This is a genomic window from Marinobacter sediminum (genome assembly GCF_016820575.1).
GTDB classification, from domain to species: Bacteria; Pseudomonadota; Gammaproteobacteria; order Pseudomonadales; family Oleiphilaceae; genus Marinobacter; species Marinobacter sediminum.
Window position 1 is genome coordinate 1 of sequence record NZ_JAEMQH010000003.1, and the last position, 14,974, is coordinate 14,974.

Sequence of the window (14,974 nt, forward strand, 5' to 3'; positions counted from 1 at the left end):
GCGCCGATGGTAGTGTGGCATTTGCCCATGTGAGAGTAGGTCATCGTCAGACTCTTAATACCGAAAACCCCAGCTTCTTCGAAGCTGGGGTTTTTTATTGCCTGAACGAAAGGCTCGGGCGATGGTATACTCCCGCTATATTGAGCCACTTTGTTTGATGGAGCCCACGAATGCCCGCCCAAGACCACCTGGTTATCTTTGACACCACGCTCCGCGACGGCGAGCAAAGCCCCGGCGCAACCATGAACAAGACGGAAAAGCTCCGGATTGCCAAGGCGCTGGAGAAGCTCCGTGTTGACGTCATCGAAGCGGGGTTTGCCATTGCCAGCCAGGGCGATTTCGAGGCGGTAAAGGCCATTGCGGAATCCATCAAGCAATCCACGGTCTGTAGCCTGGCTCGCGCCCTCGATAAAGACATTGATCGGGCGGCTGAGGCGATTCAGCCGGCTGAGCGGGGGCGAATTCATACCTTCATCGCCACGTCTCCCATCCACATGAAACACAAACTGCAGATGCAGCCGAACGAAGTGGTGGAACAGGCGGTGCGCGCGGTGAAGCGTGCTCGCAGTCACGTCGACGACGTGGAGTTCTCCTGCGAAGACGCCGGCCGCTCTGAGCTCGACTTTCTGTGTCGGATCATTGAGGCGGCCATTGATGCCGGAGCCCGTACCATCAATATCCCGGACACCGTAGGCTATGCGATTCCCGAGCAGTTCGGTGAAACCATTCACCAGCTGCTGAACCGTATTCCCAATGCCGACAAGGCGATCTTCTCGGTCCACTGCCACAACGATCTGGGGCTTGCAGTTGCCAACTCCCTGGCGGCAGTAACCCAGGGAGCCCGTCAGGTGGAATGCACCATCAATGGGTTGGGCGAGCGTGCTGGTAATGCTTCCCTTGAAGAGATCGTCATGGCGGTACGTACTCGTCAGGACCTGTTCAACATCGACACTCAGGTAGACGCCCGGCACATTGTTCCGGCCTCTCGCCTGGTATCCACCATTACCGGCTTCCCGGTCCAGCCCAACAAGGCTATCGTGGGTGCCAATGCCTTTGCCCACGAGTCGGGCATTCACCAGGACGGCGTACTGAAGCACCGTGAGACCTATGAAATCATGCGTGCCGAGGATGTGGGCTGGCACACCAATTCCTTGGTGCTGGGCAAACATTCGGGCCGGAATGCCTTCCGAACCCGGTTGTTGGAGCTCGGCATCCAGTTCGACACCGAAACCGAGCTCAACGAAGCCTTTACCCGGTTCAAGGCCCTGGCTGATCTCAAGCACGAGATCTTCGACGAGGATCTCCAGGCGATTGCCAGCGATACCCGCCAGAAGGAAGAAGTGGGGCGCTACGGCCTGGTGTGCATGCAGGTCTGTTCTGAAACCGGTGTGGTGCCCAAGGCCAACATGACCCTGACCCTTGATGGCAAGGAACACAAGGTAGAGGCTGAGGGGGGTGGACCTGTGGATGCCACCTTCAAGGCGATTGAATCCCTGGTCGACTCTGGCTGCAATCTGCAGCTCTATTCCGTTAATGCGATCACCAGCGGTACCGATGCCCAGGGCGAGGTGACCGTGCGCCTGGAACGTGGAGGCCGAATTGTGAACGGAGTGGGTGCCGACACAGATATCATCATCGCCTCGGCAAAAGCCTACATCGAAGCACTCAACCTGATCAGTCGTGGCGGTATCCGGCAGCACCCACAGGTTGCGGACGTGTAAATGCATTCTAGCGGCGACACTGGGCAAACCGGATGATTCAAACGGAAACTGAACGACAGTTCTATCTCGGCGCGGCAGGCATACGGTTGTGGTATGCCCGTGGTGCCCTGCCAGGCGCGGCGGCCAGTCCTGAATTCGAGTTTGGCGGCGACGAGGCTGATGTGGTTGCAGAACCGTGGGTGGAGGCGGCACCAGCGCCGTCCCGGTCTCAACCCAAAGCAGCGCCGCCTGTGCCCGGCCGGTCCGAGGCTGACAGTGCCCGTGTGGCCAATCTCCAGGCGCTGATGGAGACGCCGGTTTCAAAGCCTGCCCGGCCGCAGCCGTCGAGCTCGGCCGACGCTGCCGCCGAAACCACCACCGATGCGGCACCGGTTGAAGAGGCGCCAGCTTCTTCTGCCAGAGAAGTTGTACCGGCGCTGAATCTGCAGGTCTGGGTTGGCCGGAAAACGGCGGTGGTAGCCAGTGTCTCGAAGGAGGCCAGTGTCCGGCTGCAGGAGACGCTGGCCGAAAACATCCTTAAAAGTGTGGGCGAGCGCGATTTGCGCTCGGTCGGTCCCATTCACTGGCCAGTGTTTAACAATGTCCGGGCGCCGGGCAATTCCCTGAGCGATCTTCGAGCTGTGTTGGCGTACGCGCTGTCGGACTTGGACGGCCGGAAGCTGATTGCCCTCGGGGTCACTGCACCGGATGACTACCGCGGCGATGAGTCCTGGTTCCAACACATTGCCGGTGTCAGCCCGGAAATCAGCTTTAACCATAGCCTCGCCGAACTCGCCACCAGCCCGGCTCTCAAGCGTGCCTTATGGCAGGAGCTGAAGCCGCTGGCTGGTCAATGATGCGGGGCTCGGAAACCTATCAAGGGGTGCTGGACGGGGATCTTCTGATTCGCGGCCTCACCACGGATGACCTGCCCCGGGCTCTCTCGATCGAACGCCAAGGGCATTCCTACCCCTGGACTGAGACCCTGTTCCGCGACTGCTTTCGGGCCAATTACCGTTTGTGGGCTGCCTGCCATGGCGATCTACTGGTGGGCTACGCCGTGGTCGCCTACATGTTCGACGAAGCCCATCTGTTGAACCTGTGCGTAGATCCGCGCTGGCAGGGCCAAGGTGCCGGGCGACGATTGCTCAGGCATTTGCTGAGCGAAGCAGCCCGTGAGCAGATGGTTCAGACCATTCTGGAGGTTCGCCTCAGTAACGACGCCGCTTACCGGCTCTATTCAGTGGAAGGATTCGAAGAAATAGGTCGACGGCCGGAGTTCTATCCAAGCGGTGATGGCCGTGAGGATGCCCGGGTCATGGCGCTCCAATTCCCTGCTTGATGTCTCGGTAATAGCGGTTCGCGTCAGAATCCCTTAGCCCCTATAATAGCGCCTTTCTCGGAACATCAGATTCAGGTTGCCTTTCTATTATGTCGAACCTTCCTCAGGAAGTGGCCAAGCGCCGTACTTTCGCGATCATCTCGCACCCGGATGCGGGTAAAACCACGATCACGGAAAAGGTCCTGCTGTTCGGGCAGGCGATTCAGAAAGCCGGTACCGTCAAAGGTAAGAAGTCCGGCCAGCATGCCAAGTCCGACTGGATGGAAATGGAGAAGGAGCGGGGTATCTCCGTGACCACCTCTGTCATGCAGTTTCCTTATGGCGGCAAGCTGGTGAATCTGTTGGATACGCCAGGTCACGAAGACTTTTCTGAAGATACCTACCGCACCCTGACGGCGGTGGATTCCTGCCTGATGGTGATCGACAGCGCCAAGGGTGTTGAGGAACGGACCATCAAGCTGATGGAAGTCACCCGCCTGCGCGACACACCCATTCTAACGTTCATGAACAAGCTGGACCGGGACACCCGGGACCCGGTTGAGCTGATGGATGAAGTCGAGGACGTTCTCAAGATCGCCTGTGCGCCTATCACCTGGCCAATCGGTATGGGCAAAGGGTTCAAGGGCGTTTACCACCTGCTCCGCGACGAGGTGATTCTGTACCAGTCAGGTCAGGGTCACATGATCCAGGACACCCGGGTCATTGCCGGTCTGGATAATCCCGAGCTGGATGAAGTCATTGGTGCCTACGCCTCTGACTTGCGGGATGAGATCGAACTGGTCAAAGGCGCGTCCCACGAATTCGATCAGCAGGCGTTTCTCGCCGGTGAGTTGACCCCGGTGTTCTTCGGTACGGCATTGGGCAACTTCGGTGTTGATCATATGCTCGACGGTCTGGTTGAGTGGGCACCACAACCCCAGCCCCGGGAAACTGACCAGCGCGAGGTCGAGCCTGCCGACGATGGCTTCTCCGGGTTTGTGTTTAAGATTCAGGCCAACATGGATCCCCAGCATCGGGACCGGGTGGCGTTCATGCGCATTGTTTCCGGTAAATACGAGCAGGGCATGAAAGCTCGCCACGTACGCATTGGCAAGGAAGTGCGTTTCTCCGACGCGCTCACCTTTATGGCGGGCGATCGTGATCATGCCGCCGAAGCCTATCCTGGCGATATTATAGGGCTGCACAACCACGGTACCATCCAGCTGGGTGACACTTTCACCGCGGGTGAAAACATGAAGTTCACGGGCATTCCAAACTTTGCCCCGGAAATGTTTCGCCGTATTCGCCTGAAAGATCCGCTCAAGGCCAAGCAGCTCCAGAAGGGTTTGATTCAGTTGTCCGAGGAGGGCGCGGTCCAGGTCTTCAGGCCACTGCGGAACAACGATCTTATCGTTGGTGCCGTCGGTGTGCTGCAGTTCGACGTAGTAGTGAGCCGCCTGAAGAGCGAGTACAAGGTGGAGGCCATTTACGAGCCGATCAATGTGGCGACGGCACGTTGGGTGACCTGCAAGGACGAGCGCAAGCTGGATGAGTTCCAGCGTAAAAACAACGACAACCTGGCCCTGGATGGCAGTGACCGGTTGGCCTATATAGCGCCAACCATGGTTAACCTGAATCTGGCTCAGGAGCGGTTCCCAGACGTAGAATTCCACAAGACCCGGGAGCATTAAACTACCGAGTTGGAGGTTGCCGTGCAGCTGGTCGATGCCCATTGTCATTTTGACTTCCCGGAGTTTGACGACTGTCGCGACGGTGAGCTGGCCAAAGCACGGGCCTCTGGCCTGGTAGGTTTGGTTATCCCCGGGGTTCGTCGGTCCGATTGGTCCCGGGTGCGAGATACCGCGCTGGCTTTTCCGGAAGGGGCTTATTGTCTGGGTATCCATCCCTGGTATGTTGGCGAGCATGATGCTGGCGACCTCGAATTGCTTGAGCAGTTGGCCAGTGACTATCCTGAGCGTTTTGTCGCCATCGGTGAGTGCGGGTTGGATCGGCTTCGCGGTGCGTCGGCAGAGCAGTGGCCCTGGTTTGAGGCGCAAGTCGGACTCGCTGCACGATTGGATTTGCCCCTGGTGATTCATTCGGTCCGAACTCACGACGAGGTGCACGGTGCGTTGCGTCGGCTCAACTGGAATGGGCCTGCTCTAGTACACGGCTTCTCCGGCAGTTATCAGCAGGCGGCCAAGCTGGTTGCGCTGGGGTGTTCGATTGGTGTCGGTGGGGTTATTACCCATCCGCGGGCACGCAAGACCCGAGATGCGGTAGCCCGGCTGCCACTGGATGCGTTGGTGCTGGAAACCGATGCGCCCGATATGTCGCCTCAGGGTGTGGGCGCCGGGCGCAACTCGCCGGCCAATCTCGGGCAGATCCTGAGCGTGCTCGCCGAGTTGCGGGGCACGTCAGAGCAGGCGCTGGCGCCAATTCTGTTGGACAACGTGGCGGCGCTATACCGCTGGCGACCCGGTGATGTCCTGGTGACATAGGGGAATAACGAAACACCGCGGGTCAGGGTTGGCATTCTTTGGTGGTTCGAGTATACTTCGCGCCCTGGCTTTTCAAGGCGATGTCACTGTCTCAGCCCCGAACGGTGTCACTGCCACAGTAATTACAGGTAAAGATCTCTCCCGGAACCAAGCTGTTCGGGTGGAGGTTTTAACGTTTCTTATATAGCGTTCAAGGCGGAATCAATGAAGACTCTGAGTGCGAAACCAGAAACAGTAAAACGTGACTGGTACGTTGTAGACGCAGCCGGCAAGACGCTGGGTCGTCTGTCAACCGAAATCGCCCGTCGTCTGCGGGGCAAGCATAAGCCTGAGTATACCCCTCATGTCGACACTGGCGATTACATTGTAGTTATCAATGCTGGCCAGGTCCGGGTTACCGGCAACAAGGCATCTGACAAGATGTACTACAGTCACACTGGCTTTCCGGGTGGAATCAAGTCCATCAACTTCGAGAAGCTGGTAGACAAGGCGCCCGAGCAAGTTATTATGAAGTCTGTCAAAGGCATGCTTCCGAAAGGCCCGCTCGGCCGCGCCATGTTCAAGAAGCTGAAAATCTATGCCGGCGCTGAGCATCCTCACGCAGCCCAGCAGCCCAAAGAACTCGACATTTAACGGAAGGCGGATATGTCTGTAGCACAAAATTACGGTACTGGTCGCCGCAAGACATCCACGGCTCGGGTCTTTATCAAGCCGGGAAGCGGTAACATCTCTATCAACGGTCGCACTATCGAAGACTTCTTCGGTCGTGAGACTCTGCGCATGATCGTGCGTCAGCCGCTGGTTGTAGCGGAATCGGCTGATCGTTTCGACATTAACATCACCGTTAAAGGTGGTGGTATCAGTGGCCAGGCCGGCGCTATTCGCCACGGTCTGACTCGTGCGCTGATGGATTATGACGAAACTCTGCGTCCGGCTCTGCGCAAAGCGGGTTACGTTACCCGTGACGCCCGTGAAGTCGAGCGTAAGAAAGTGGGTCTGCGGAAGGCGCGTAAGCGTCCTCAGTTCTCCAAGCGTTAATACCGCTGGAGCAGAACCCGAAAAACCCGGCCAATCGGTCGGGTTTTTTTATGCCCGTTTTCCGAGCCGGCCAGCTAAGCTGGAGTGGGGAGCGGCCGCCGATAGCGGCTTTCCGACTTGTAAGCACATGGTAATTTCATTACCATTTGGTCGCTTATATTTTTGGGTTGTGAAGTCCTTTTAGATGCACATTGCCAGCTGTCTTGCGGGCTGTGACATCGCCTGATGGGAGAAAACCATAATGAGTAATGGCGACGTGAGCCAAGGCCGGCGCCGGTTTCTGATTGGCGCTACAGCAGCTGTCGGCGGGGTTGGCGTTGTTGGTGCGGCAGTTCCTTTCCTGGGGTCATGGAATCCCAGTGCAAAGGCTGAAGCTGCCGGTGCACCAGTAACTGTCAATGTCAGCAAGCTGGAACCGGGCCAACAGATTACCGTCGAGTGGCGCGGAAAGCCGGTATGGGTTATCCGCCGGGACAAGGCGATGCTAGAAAATATTGAGAAACTGAATGAGACGGTGAAAGACCCTCAGTCAGAAACGCCCCAGCAGCCGCCCTATATCGAGGGTATTTATCGCGCACTCAAGCCGGAAATCGCGGTCATTGTGGGCTTGTGTACCCATCTGGGGTGCGTGCCTTCCTATCGCCCGGAAGTGGCACCTGCGGATCTTGGCGAGAACTGGCTCGGCGGATTGTTCTGCCCTTGTCACGGCTCCAAGTATGACCTTGCCGGCCGGGTATACGACGCACAGCCAGCGCCCTTGAACCTAGAGGTTCCGCCGTATCGCTACGACGATGATACGACCCTCACGATTGGACTTGATCCGGAGGCGGCGTAATGAACAAGTTGTTGAACTGGGTAGACGAGCGTCTGCCTGTTGTTGATGCTTGGAACAAGCACGTAGGCAAGTACTACGCGCCCAAGAACTTCAACATGTGGTACTTCTTTGGCTCACTGGCCATGCTGGTGCTGGTTAACCAGCTAATCACCGGCATCTGGCTGACCATGAGCTACAACCCCTCCGCCGAGGGGGCATTTGCGTCCGTTGAATACATCATGCGTGATGTCGAGTGGGGCTGGCTGCTGCGGTACCTGCACTCCACCGGCGCTTCTGCGTTCTTCATTGTCGTTTATCTGCACATGTTCCGTGGCCTGATGTACGGCTCGTACCAGAAGCCCCGTGAACTGATCTGGATCTTCGGCATGCTGATCTACCTGATGCTGATGGCGGAAGCCTTCATGGGCTATTTGCTGCCATGGGGTCAGATGTCCTACTGGGGTGCTCAGGTTATCGTAAATCTGTTCGGTGCCATTCCGGTGATCGGTGAAGACCTGGCGCTGTGGATCCGTGGTGATTACCTGGTATCCGGTATCACTCTGAACCGTTTCTTCGCCCTGCACGTTGTAGCCTTGCCAATCGTGTTGCTGGGTCTGGTGGTGCTGCACATCCTGGCGCTGCATGAAGTGGGTTCAAACAACCCTGACGGTATCGATATCAAGAAGAACAAGGACGAGAACGGCAACCCCAAAGACGGTATTCCGTTCCATCCTTACTACACCGTGCACGATCTTTTGGGTGTGGCGGTGTTCTTCTTTATCTTCTTCGTGGTGGTGTTTTTCTTCCCGGAGGCCGGTGGTCTGTTCATCGAGAAGCCCAACTTTGAGCCGGCGAACGCGCTGAAGACACCGGAGCACATTGCGCCGGTCTGGTACTTCACCCCGTTCTACGCCATGTTGCGCGCGGTCACGGTTGACCTGTTTGGTCTGCCAGCGAAATTCTGGGGTGTGGTTGTCATGGGTGGCGCCATTGCTATCCTGTTCGTCCTGCCTTGGCTGGATCGCAGCCCGGTTCGCTCCATGCGCTACAAAGGCTGGATGAGCCGCGTCGCGCTTGCCATCCTGGTTGTCAGCTTTGTGGTGCTGGGTTACCTGGGGTTGGTGCCGGCCACAGAAGGACGTACCACCGTCGCCCAGATCTTGACCGTGCTGTACTTCCTCTACTTCATTCTCATGCCGTTTTACACGCGTATGGAAACTACCAAGCCAGTGCCAGAGAGGGTGACAGGATAATGAGAAAGCTGATTTTTGGTCTTTTCATCGCCATCCTGCCAGCCCTTGGGCTGGCGGCCGGTGGTGCTGTTCCGCTCGATCACATCGAAACGGATCACACCGACAAGGCATCTTTGCAGCGTGGTGTGGCTCTGTTCACCAACTACTGCATGGGCTGTCACTCCATGGAGTACGCCCGCTATAAGCGTGTGTCCGATGACCTGGAGATTCCTGTCGAGCTGTACGAGGAGAATCTGATTTTCACCGGTGCAAAAATCGGTGAGCTGATGAAGAACTCCATGAACAAGGACATGGCAGCGGACTGGTTTGGCGCACCGCCACCGGATCTGACTCTGGAAACCCGCCTGCGCGGCGAGTCCTGGGTATATTCCTACCTGCGTGGCTTCTATAAAGACGACAGCCGTCCGCTGGGCGTGAATAACGTGGTCTATGCCAACGTTGGTATGCCTCACGTTATGGTGGGTCTGCAGGGGTTGTGCGCGGTTGAGCCGAAGATTGGCGTCGATGCCAGTGTCGAGCCGTTGAGCGGTAACATCAACAACGCCGACGTTTGCCCGGAATACGCGATCGAGGGCAGCATGTCTGCTGCTGAATTTGATCAGGCCATGTACGACCTGACCAACTTCATGTCCTACATGGGTGACCCCATTCGGGTAGAGCGCGAGCGTTTGGGCGTATTCGTTCTGATCTTCGTTGCGATCTTCTTCGTCTTCGCCTACCTGCTCAATCGTGAGTACTGGAAGGACGTGCACTAAGAAATAGGGTATAATCCCGTTTCCCGATTTCCAGTGGGCATTAACCGGCCCACTGGAATTTTGCGTTTTTTCGGAATCATTTCGATTTGTTTACTCGTGAGGTAGTTTTATGGGCGTTGTGACCAAGCGGTCATCAATGACGTTTTTCTCGGATCCGGTCAGCCATTACAGCCACCGAGTGCGTATTGTTCTGGCAGAGAAGGGTGTTACCGTCGACATTGTAGACGTGGATCCTGATAACCCGCCGGCTGAGTTGGCTGACACGAATCCATACAACGCCTTGCCTACGCTGGTCGATCGTGATTTGGTGCTGTACGAGCCCAACATCATGATGGAGTACCTGGACGAGCGTTTTCCGCATCCTCCGTTGTTGCCGGTATACCCGGTGGCTCGCGCTAACAGCCGTCTGATGATTCACCGTATCCAGCGCGACTGGTGTGGTCTGGTTGATCAGATCGTGGCTCAGCCGAATGCCAAGGCTTCAGATGCCGCTCGCAAAGAGCTGCGCGAGAGTCTGCTGGCGACTGCACCGTTGTTTGGTGAGATGCCGTTCTTCCTGTCTGAAGAATTTACCATCGTCGATTGCTGCATCGCCCCGATCCTGTGGCGTCTGCCGGCGCTCGGTGTGGACCTGGACGACAAGCAGGCGCGTCCGCTGCATAAGTACATGGAAAGCATCTTCAGTCGCGAAGGGTTCAAAGCCAGCCTTTCTGACCTTGAAGAAGACATGCGCAGCTAAACGGTCGACACCCGCTATACCGGTCCAGGAGATTGGCAGTGCCTGATAACAGTATCACCATGACATCGAGCCGTCCGTACCTTGTCCGGGCCTTCAACGAGTGGATTCTGGATAACGACTGTACGCCGTACATCGTAGTGGATGCCGGAGTTCAGGGTGTTCAGGTCCCTACTGAGCACGTTGCGAACGGTCAGATCGTGTTGAATATCAGTCCGGGCGCAGTGCGAGGTCTGGTTGTCGGTAATGGTGCCCTGGAGTTCAGCGCGCGCTTTGGTGGTGTTCCGATGCAGGTGTTCATTCCCCTGCAGGCGGTCATGGCCATTTACGCCAAGGAGAACGGTGAGGGGATGGTGTTTGGCAGTGAGCCGGGTTCACCCGATCCGGACGGCACTACCGACAAGGGCGATTCCGGCCCGGGTGGAGAGGATCGGCCATCAGGCCGGCCCACGCTCAAGGTCGTGAAATAGCGAATCGATCGTCAAAAAAGCCAGCATCTGCTGGCTTTTTTTTATCCCCCGAATAGTTTGCTGTCAATCAGTCCGCACAGGGCGTTGATGATGACCATCAGCAGCGGTGTTGCCTCGGTGGGCGAGAGGTTGTTGAGGGCGATTTCATGGTCTTCCGGGTGCATCAGGGAGGTGATGTCGGATTTCTCCCGTGCGCTCAGCACCACTACATTCATTTCCCGATCGTGGGCGGCCTGAATAGCCTGGATCAGGTTGGCCTTGTGTCCGTCGTCAACGATGACAAACAGCAGGTCGCCAGGCTTACCAATGGCGCGCACCTGGCGCGAAAAGGTATCGTTGAAGCGGTTATCCCGGCAGATAGCCGAGTAGGTTGTAGCGTCCGCGCCCAGGTTAATGGCGGGCAGTGCCGGACGGTCTTGGTCAAAACGGTTCAGTAGCGCGGTGCAGAAATACTGGGCCAAGACGTTGGCATTGCCGTTGGCGCAGGTGATGATTTTGCCATCCTGGAGCAGTGCGTTGACGAAGGCATCGGCGACTTCCTCAATGGCTGGTCCAGCCGTACTTGCCGCCTGTGCGGTCTGCTCCATGTGACTGGCGAACCATTGATTGATCTGGTGTTCGGTGTCCGTCATTACGTCTGTTTACCCTGCGTCAATTGCGTTCTTAATCCATTGTACCCGGTATCTTTTTACGGTTCCCGGGCTGATGGCGATAACATCAATACGGCTGAGACAGTCCCATTGGCCATGGCGATGAAGGTAAAATGCCGCGGCCTGCCGGACCCTGCGCTGTTTTTGAGGGGTGATGGAGCTGGCCGGGTCGGCGAGACTGCCAGGGCCGCGGTAGCGCACCTCGAAAAACACCAGTGTTTCCCCGTCCTGTCCGATCAGGTCGATCTCACCGCCACGGCTGTGGACATTGCGGGCAATGATTCGCACGCCGCGACGGGTCAGATACCGTGCGGCAACGCCCTCGTAATGGTTGCCTACTGCTTTGTTGCCGTCCATGGCAAAGCAATCCGTTGTCTGGTGTTTTATTCGCCCTGAACTGGTGAGCCGAGGGCTTCCTCAGCCACCGTTTCAGGTTCGGCAGTCTCAAGCTCTGGTAACAATTCCGGGCGGCCGTTGCGGAATTGGGCCCAGAGTTGCTCCCGATGAATGCGGCGGTCGTTGGTCATGCTGAGTTCGCCAGTCTGGCCGTCGATGGTTGCCGACTCCACCTGGCGTAAAAGCGGTAGGCGTTTGCTCAACTGCCAGGCGTCGGCCCCCATGGCAAACAGGCGACCCAGTTGACCTTGAGTGCCAGACAGGTGCTTGTTGGCTTCGGCTTGCAGTTTGTTGTCCTTGCTAAGGGTCCAGGGGGTATCGGTGAAGATCACCTGGTCCAGGTCACGGTCCCGGGCTGGATCGGGATCGCCCTCGTAAACGATTGACGGTGAATACACCGGAAGATCGCCGCCAAAGTAGTAGGCGAAGAGGGGCTTGAACTGACGGGCAATGGTCGGCTCAGCGACCATGATGATGGCTTCGGCATCTTGCCGGCGCCGGGGCTCGAATTCCACGTCCAGGCCGATGGTGCGTTCCACCTGGATTGCCCGGTCCCGGGACACACTGATGCCCAGCAAATCGGCGGTGACCGCGCGCAGGTTGTCTTCCCGGAAGAAGCGTTCGGTGTTCAGGGGCTGGCTGCCGTTTTCGGTCATCCGCTGGTTCAGGGCCGCTTCAACGCGGTCGCCCCATTCGCCCTGGGGAATCAGGACCAGGGCATGATGAATGTCCTTTGCCTTGAGGCGGTCCGCAATCTGGCGGGCCTCATCTTCTGCCGACAGGCCAAACTGGTACAGGCCCTCGGGAGCTTTCTTACCTGCCGGCAGGTAGTTCAGCCCCAGCGCCGGAACTGGAAGGGTGTTCATTGTGCTGAGGGTAGTCAGTGCTTCCTTTTCAAGCGGTCCGACGATCAGGTCGACGTTTTCCGCGGACAGCTTACCGTACAGTTCCTTGAACGGTGTGCTCGAGGTATCAACCACCCGGATCTCCGTGACTTCACGGTCTACGGACGCATCTTCGTAATAGGCCGCGATAAACCCATCACGGATCGCCTTGCCAGCAGCACCCAGAGGGCCGGTCAGTGGCAGCGCGAGGGCAATCTTTTCAGGACGACTTTCCGCCAGGCTCGCAATCAGCTGCAGTTCTGATGGTAAAACCTGGGCGGCCGGGTGTCCGGGCCAGTTGTTTTGCCAGTTCCGAATGGTCCGGCCCTGCTGGTCGAGCTCAATGCCGGGCGCACGCACGGTCATGGCCAGTTCGAGCCAGCCTTGTGTTTCGTAGCCGATGGCTTCGCTGTTTGCGTTCTCCAGTGTCCGATCCGGCACGGTCTTCAGTTGCTGCCAGATCTGGTCGTGCAACTGCTGCGGATTCGCCTGGCTGTCGGTCTGGGTGAGCAGGATCAGGGTCATGGCGGCGGGCAGCGGCTCGCCGGCCAGGGTGTAGGTCTCGGCCTGCAATCGGGCTGCCCGGTTCATTAAGTCCGGGCTGTACTCAATGATGCTGTCCGGAGACAGGCTGGCGGCCAGAGTGCGCGCCCAGTCGCTGTCGTCCAGGGCAGTGGCGCTTGCCATCGCCAGCAGTCGTTTCTGGCTTTCCAGTTCCGGTGCCGGTTGCGTTAACTGTTGGCTTTGCAGTAGCGTTCGCGCGGCCTCATGGTTGCCTTGATCCTGAAACCGGCTGGCAATACGCAGCAGATAGCGTTGTGCGGTTTCGCGATTGTCTTCCTGGCCGGCAAGCTCCAGCGCCTGCTGCGGGCTCTGGGCAACGTGGGACTGAAGGTTTACGCTGGCACAACCGGCGGACAACAGGGCCACGGCAAAGACGGTGGCGAGGGCTCGGTGGTTGACGGGATTTTTGATCATGGCAAGCTCGAACTACTCCGGATAAATGGGCTTGTGGCGCCAATCTGACGGTGGCAAGTTTAACAGCTCCGGGGTTAATTCACATGACGTAAGTGTCATCGTGCAGGCATCAGCGACAATGAGGCATAGAATTTGAAATCTGAAGGTAGGGAGTCGGTGTCCGAAGCCGGCAAAAATGAGAAGGCTCAAGGCGTTCTCTACATTGTGGCGACACCCATTGGCAACCTGGACGACCTGTCTTCTCGTGCCGTGTCCGTGCTGAACAGGGTTGATGTGGTGGCCGCCGAGGACACTCGTCACAGTGGTCGGTTGCTGCAGCACCTGGGATTGCACAAGCGCCTGATCGCGCTGCACGACCACAACGAGCGCGACCGCGCCGGCAGTTTGCTGCAGGAACTGGAGGCGGGCCGCAGTGTTGCGCTGATTTCCGATGCCGGTACACCACTCATTTCGGACCCGGGCTATGTGCTCGTTCGAGAAGCCCGCAGTCGCGGTCTGAAAGTTTCGCCTATCCCCGGTGCCTGTGCCCTGGTGGCGGCACTCAGTGCTGCCGGTCTGCCCACCGATCGGTTCCTTTTTGTCGGTTTTTTGCCGGCCAAGCGCTCTGGTCGACGCGCCGCCCTGGAGCAGCAGGTTCGGGAGACGGCGACTCTGGTGTTCTATGAATCGCCCCACCGAATTCTGGATGCCGTGAGCGATATTGCGTCGGTGTTTGGCGAGGAGCGGGAAATTGTCCTGGGTCGTGAGCTGACTAAAACCTTCGAGACCTTTTATTCGGGCAGCGTTGCTGAGGTGCTGGCAGCCCTTGAAGCCGATCCACACGGCACCAAGGGGGAGTTTGTGGTGATGATTCACGGTGCCGAGCCGGTAACCACTGACGAAGACGCCGGGGCGTTGGATATTGATCGCCTGCTTAAACTGCTGTTGCCCGAATTGCCAGTTAAGAAGGTGGCCAAGCTGGTGGCCGAACTGAGTGGGCGGCCAAAGAACGAGCTGTATCAGCGGGCGCTGGAGCTGAAATAGGCATTTCTACGCCGGCACTTTTTCTTGCATGGCCTGTGGCGCAGGAGTATGGTCTCGCCCGAGCTCGCCAGGCAGTCGCCGCCGGTTTTTAACCGGGGGAGGAAAGTCCGGGCTCCACAGGGCAAGGTGCCAGGTAACGCCTGGGCGGTGAGAGCCGACGGAAAGTGCAACAGAAAGTAGACCGCCTAAGCGCCTTCGGGCGCCGGTAAGGGTGAAACGGTGCGGTAAGAGCGCACCGCGTGACTGGTAACAGTTCACGGCGATGGTAAACCCCACCTGGAGCAAGACCAAATAGGAATCCAATGGCGTGGCCCGCGCTGGATTCGGGTAGGTTGCTTGAGGTCTGTGGTGACGCAGACCCTAGATGAATGACTGTCCACGACAGAACCCGGCTTATCGGCGAACTCATTTCTCTTCTCCTTATAACAGGTGCCGTCAAAGGCGGTGCCTGTTAT

16 protein-coding genes and 1 other RNA gene are annotated in these 14,974 nt (G+C 57.8%); 14 read left to right on the forward strand and 3 right to left on the reverse strand.

The features are described 5' to 3' along the window. Positions 1-170 precede the first annotated feature (170 nt). The 12 genes from FGO67_RS13460 to FGO67_RS13515 all read left to right on the forward strand — a co-directional run bounded on the left by FGO67_RS13460 (position 171) and on the right by FGO67_RS13515 (position 10,588). Positions 171-1,721 carry a 2-isopropylmalate synthase gene (locus FGO67_RS13460; RefSeq protein WP_203301224.1) on the forward strand — a complete coding sequence of 517 codons (1,551 nt, stop codon included), beginning with the start codon at positions 171-173 and terminating at the stop codon, positions 1,719-1,721. 32 nt (positions 1,722-1,753) lie between these two features. After that, positions 1,754-2,557 carry a 2-isopropylmalate synthase gene (locus FGO67_RS13465; RefSeq protein ID WP_203301225.1) on the forward strand — a complete coding sequence of 268 codons (804 nt, stop codon included), beginning with the start codon at positions 1,754-1,756 and terminating at the stop codon, positions 2,555-2,557. Beyond that, the gene (gene rimI / locus FGO67_RS13470) at positions 2,524-3,042 is read left to right on the forward strand and encodes a ribosomal protein S18-alanine N-acetyltransferase (protein ID WP_338039577.1); all 519 of its coding nucleotides are present in this window, start codon (positions 2,524-2,526) and stop codon (positions 3,040-3,042) included. The genes FGO67_RS13465 and rimI overlap by 34 nt, the downstream gene beginning before the upstream one ends. 89 nt (positions 3,043-3,131) lie before the next feature. Beyond that, entirely contained in the window at positions 3,132-4,712 is a 1,581-nt protein-coding gene (gene prfC / locus FGO67_RS13475) for a peptide chain release factor 3 (RefSeq protein WP_203301226.1), read from the forward strand. A gap of 21 nt (positions 4,713-4,733) precedes the next feature. Beyond that, positions 4,734-5,522, forward strand: a complete 789-nt coding sequence (locus tag FGO67_RS13480; protein ID WP_203301227.1) for a TatD family hydrolase — start codon at positions 4,734-4,736, stop codon at positions 5,520-5,522. 204 nt (positions 5,523-5,726) lie between these two features. Next, on the forward strand, positions 5,727-6,155 hold the full coding sequence (gene rplM, locus FGO67_RS13485) for a 50S ribosomal protein L13 (protein ID WP_203301228.1): 429 nt from the start codon (positions 5,727-5,729) through the stop codon (positions 6,153-6,155). Positions 6,156-6,167: 12 nt separating this feature from the next. Continuing rightward, positions 6,168-6,560: a 30S ribosomal protein S9 gene (rpsI, locus tag FGO67_RS13490; protein WP_041340250.1), complete on the forward strand. Its 393-nt coding sequence runs from the start codon at positions 6,168-6,170 to the stop codon at positions 6,558-6,560. Between the two features lie 241 nt (positions 6,561-6,801). After that, positions 6,802-7,395, forward strand: a complete 594-nt coding sequence (gene petA / locus FGO67_RS13495; protein WP_203301229.1) for a ubiquinol-cytochrome c reductase iron-sulfur subunit — start codon at positions 6,802-6,804, stop codon at positions 7,393-7,395. Next, on the forward strand, positions 7,395-8,627 hold the full coding sequence (locus FGO67_RS13500; RefSeq protein ID WP_203301230.1) for a cytochrome b: 1,233 nt from the start codon (positions 7,395-7,397) through the stop codon (positions 8,625-8,627). The genes petA and FGO67_RS13500 overlap by 1 nt, the downstream gene beginning before the upstream one ends. Next, on the forward strand, positions 8,627-9,382 hold the full coding sequence (locus FGO67_RS13505; protein WP_203301231.1) for a cytochrome c1: 756 nt from the start codon (positions 8,627-8,629) through the stop codon (positions 9,380-9,382). The genes FGO67_RS13500 and FGO67_RS13505 overlap by 1 nt, the downstream gene beginning before the upstream one ends. A 109-nt stretch (positions 9,383-9,491) precedes the next feature. Beyond that, complete coding sequence (locus FGO67_RS13510) at positions 9,492-10,121, forward strand: glutathione S-transferase N-terminal domain-containing protein (protein ID WP_041340254.1); 630 nt, start codon at positions 9,492-9,494, stop codon at positions 10,119-10,121. A gap of 59 nt (positions 10,122-10,180) precedes the next feature. Continuing rightward, a complete protein-coding gene (locus FGO67_RS13515) occupies positions 10,181-10,588 on the forward strand; it encodes a ClpXP protease specificity-enhancing factor (protein WP_041343772.1) in 408 nt (135 codons plus the stop codon). A gap of 41 nt (positions 10,589-10,629) precedes the next feature. On the opposite strand, the gene FGO67_RS13520 is transcribed toward FGO67_RS13515, so the two are convergent. From FGO67_RS13520 to FGO67_RS13530, 3 genes are read right to left on the reverse strand one after another with little or no spacing between them, the layout of a single operon-like run. Continuing rightward, positions 10,630-11,220, reverse strand: a complete 591-nt coding sequence (locus FGO67_RS13520; RefSeq protein ID WP_138440950.1) for a D-sedoheptulose-7-phosphate isomerase — start codon at positions 11,218-11,220, stop codon at positions 10,630-10,632. Between the two features lie 9 nt (positions 11,221-11,229). Continuing rightward, on the reverse strand, positions 11,230-11,595 hold the full coding sequence (locus FGO67_RS13525) for a YraN family protein (protein WP_203301232.1): 366 nt from the start codon (positions 11,593-11,595) through the stop codon (positions 11,230-11,232). A 26-nt stretch (positions 11,596-11,621) separates the two neighbouring features. Next, positions 11,622-13,496 carry a penicillin-binding protein activator gene (locus FGO67_RS13530; RefSeq protein ID WP_203301233.1) on the reverse strand — a complete coding sequence of 625 codons (1,875 nt, stop codon included), beginning with the start codon at positions 13,494-13,496 and terminating at the stop codon, positions 11,622-11,624. Positions 13,497-13,628: 132 nt separating this feature from the next. On the opposite strand from FGO67_RS13530, the gene rsmI reads away from it, so the two are divergent. Further along, positions 13,629-14,519, forward strand: coding sequence for a 16S rRNA (cytidine(1402)-2'-O)-methyltransferase (rsmI, locus tag FGO67_RS13535; protein WP_238942460.1), 891 nt, complete (start codon positions 13,629-13,631; stop codon positions 14,517-14,519). Between the two features lie 59 nt (positions 14,520-14,578). Further along, positions 14,579-14,931, forward strand: an RNA gene (gene rnpB / locus FGO67_RS13540) — RNase P RNA component class A. Positions 14,932-14,974 lie beyond the last annotated feature (43 nt).

What these genes read in the sequence shown, in the direction of transcription:
- petA (WP_203301229.1), top strand. Translation starts at nt 6,802, where the DNA reads ATGAGTAATGGCGACGTGAGCCAAGGCCGGCGCCGGTTTCTGATTGGC.
- prfC (WP_203301226.1), top strand. Translation starts at nt 3,132, where the DNA reads ATGTCGAACCTTCCTCAGGAAGTGGCCAAGCGCCGTACTTTCGCGATC.
- FGO67_RS13515 (WP_041343772.1), top strand. Translation starts at nt 10,181, where the DNA reads ATGACATCGAGCCGTCCGTACCTTGTCCGGGCCTTCAACGAGTGGATT.
- FGO67_RS13510 (WP_041340254.1), top strand. Translation starts at nt 9,492, where the DNA reads ATGGGCGTTGTGACCAAGCGGTCATCAATGACGTTTTTCTCGGATCCG.
- rpsI (WP_041340250.1), top strand. Translation starts at nt 6,168, where the DNA reads ATGTCTGTAGCACAAAATTACGGTACTGGTCGCCGCAAGACATCCACG.
- FGO67_RS13505 (WP_203301231.1), top strand. Translation starts at nt 8,627, where the DNA reads ATGAGAAAGCTGATTTTTGGTCTTTTCATCGCCATCCTGCCAGCCCTT.
- rplM (WP_203301228.1), top strand. Translation starts at nt 5,727, where the DNA reads ATGAAGACTCTGAGTGCGAAACCAGAAACAGTAAAACGTGACTGGTAC.
- FGO67_RS13520 (WP_138440950.1), bottom strand. Translation starts at nt 11,220, where the DNA reads ATGACGGACACCGAACACCAGATCAATCAATGGTTCGCCAGTCACATG.
- FGO67_RS13460 (WP_203301224.1), top strand. Translation starts at nt 171, where the DNA reads ATGCCCGCCCAAGACCACCTGGTTATCTTTGACACCACGCTCCGCGAC.
- FGO67_RS13525 (WP_203301232.1), bottom strand. Translation starts at nt 11,595, where the DNA reads ATGGACGGCAACAAAGCAGTAGGCAACCATTACGAGGGCGTTGCCGCA.
- FGO67_RS13500 (WP_203301230.1), top strand. Translation starts at nt 7,395, where the DNA reads ATGAACAAGTTGTTGAACTGGGTAGACGAGCGTCTGCCTGTTGTTGAT.
- rimI (WP_338039577.1), top strand. Translation starts at nt 2,524, where the DNA reads ATGGCAGGAGCTGAAGCCGCTGGCTGGTCAATGATGCGGGGCTCGGAA.
- FGO67_RS13465 (WP_203301225.1), top strand. Translation starts at nt 1,754, where the DNA reads ATGATTCAAACGGAAACTGAACGACAGTTCTATCTCGGCGCGGCAGGC.
- FGO67_RS13530 (WP_203301233.1), bottom strand. Translation starts at nt 13,496, where the DNA reads ATGATCAAAAATCCCGTCAACCACCGAGCCCTCGCCACCGTCTTTGCC.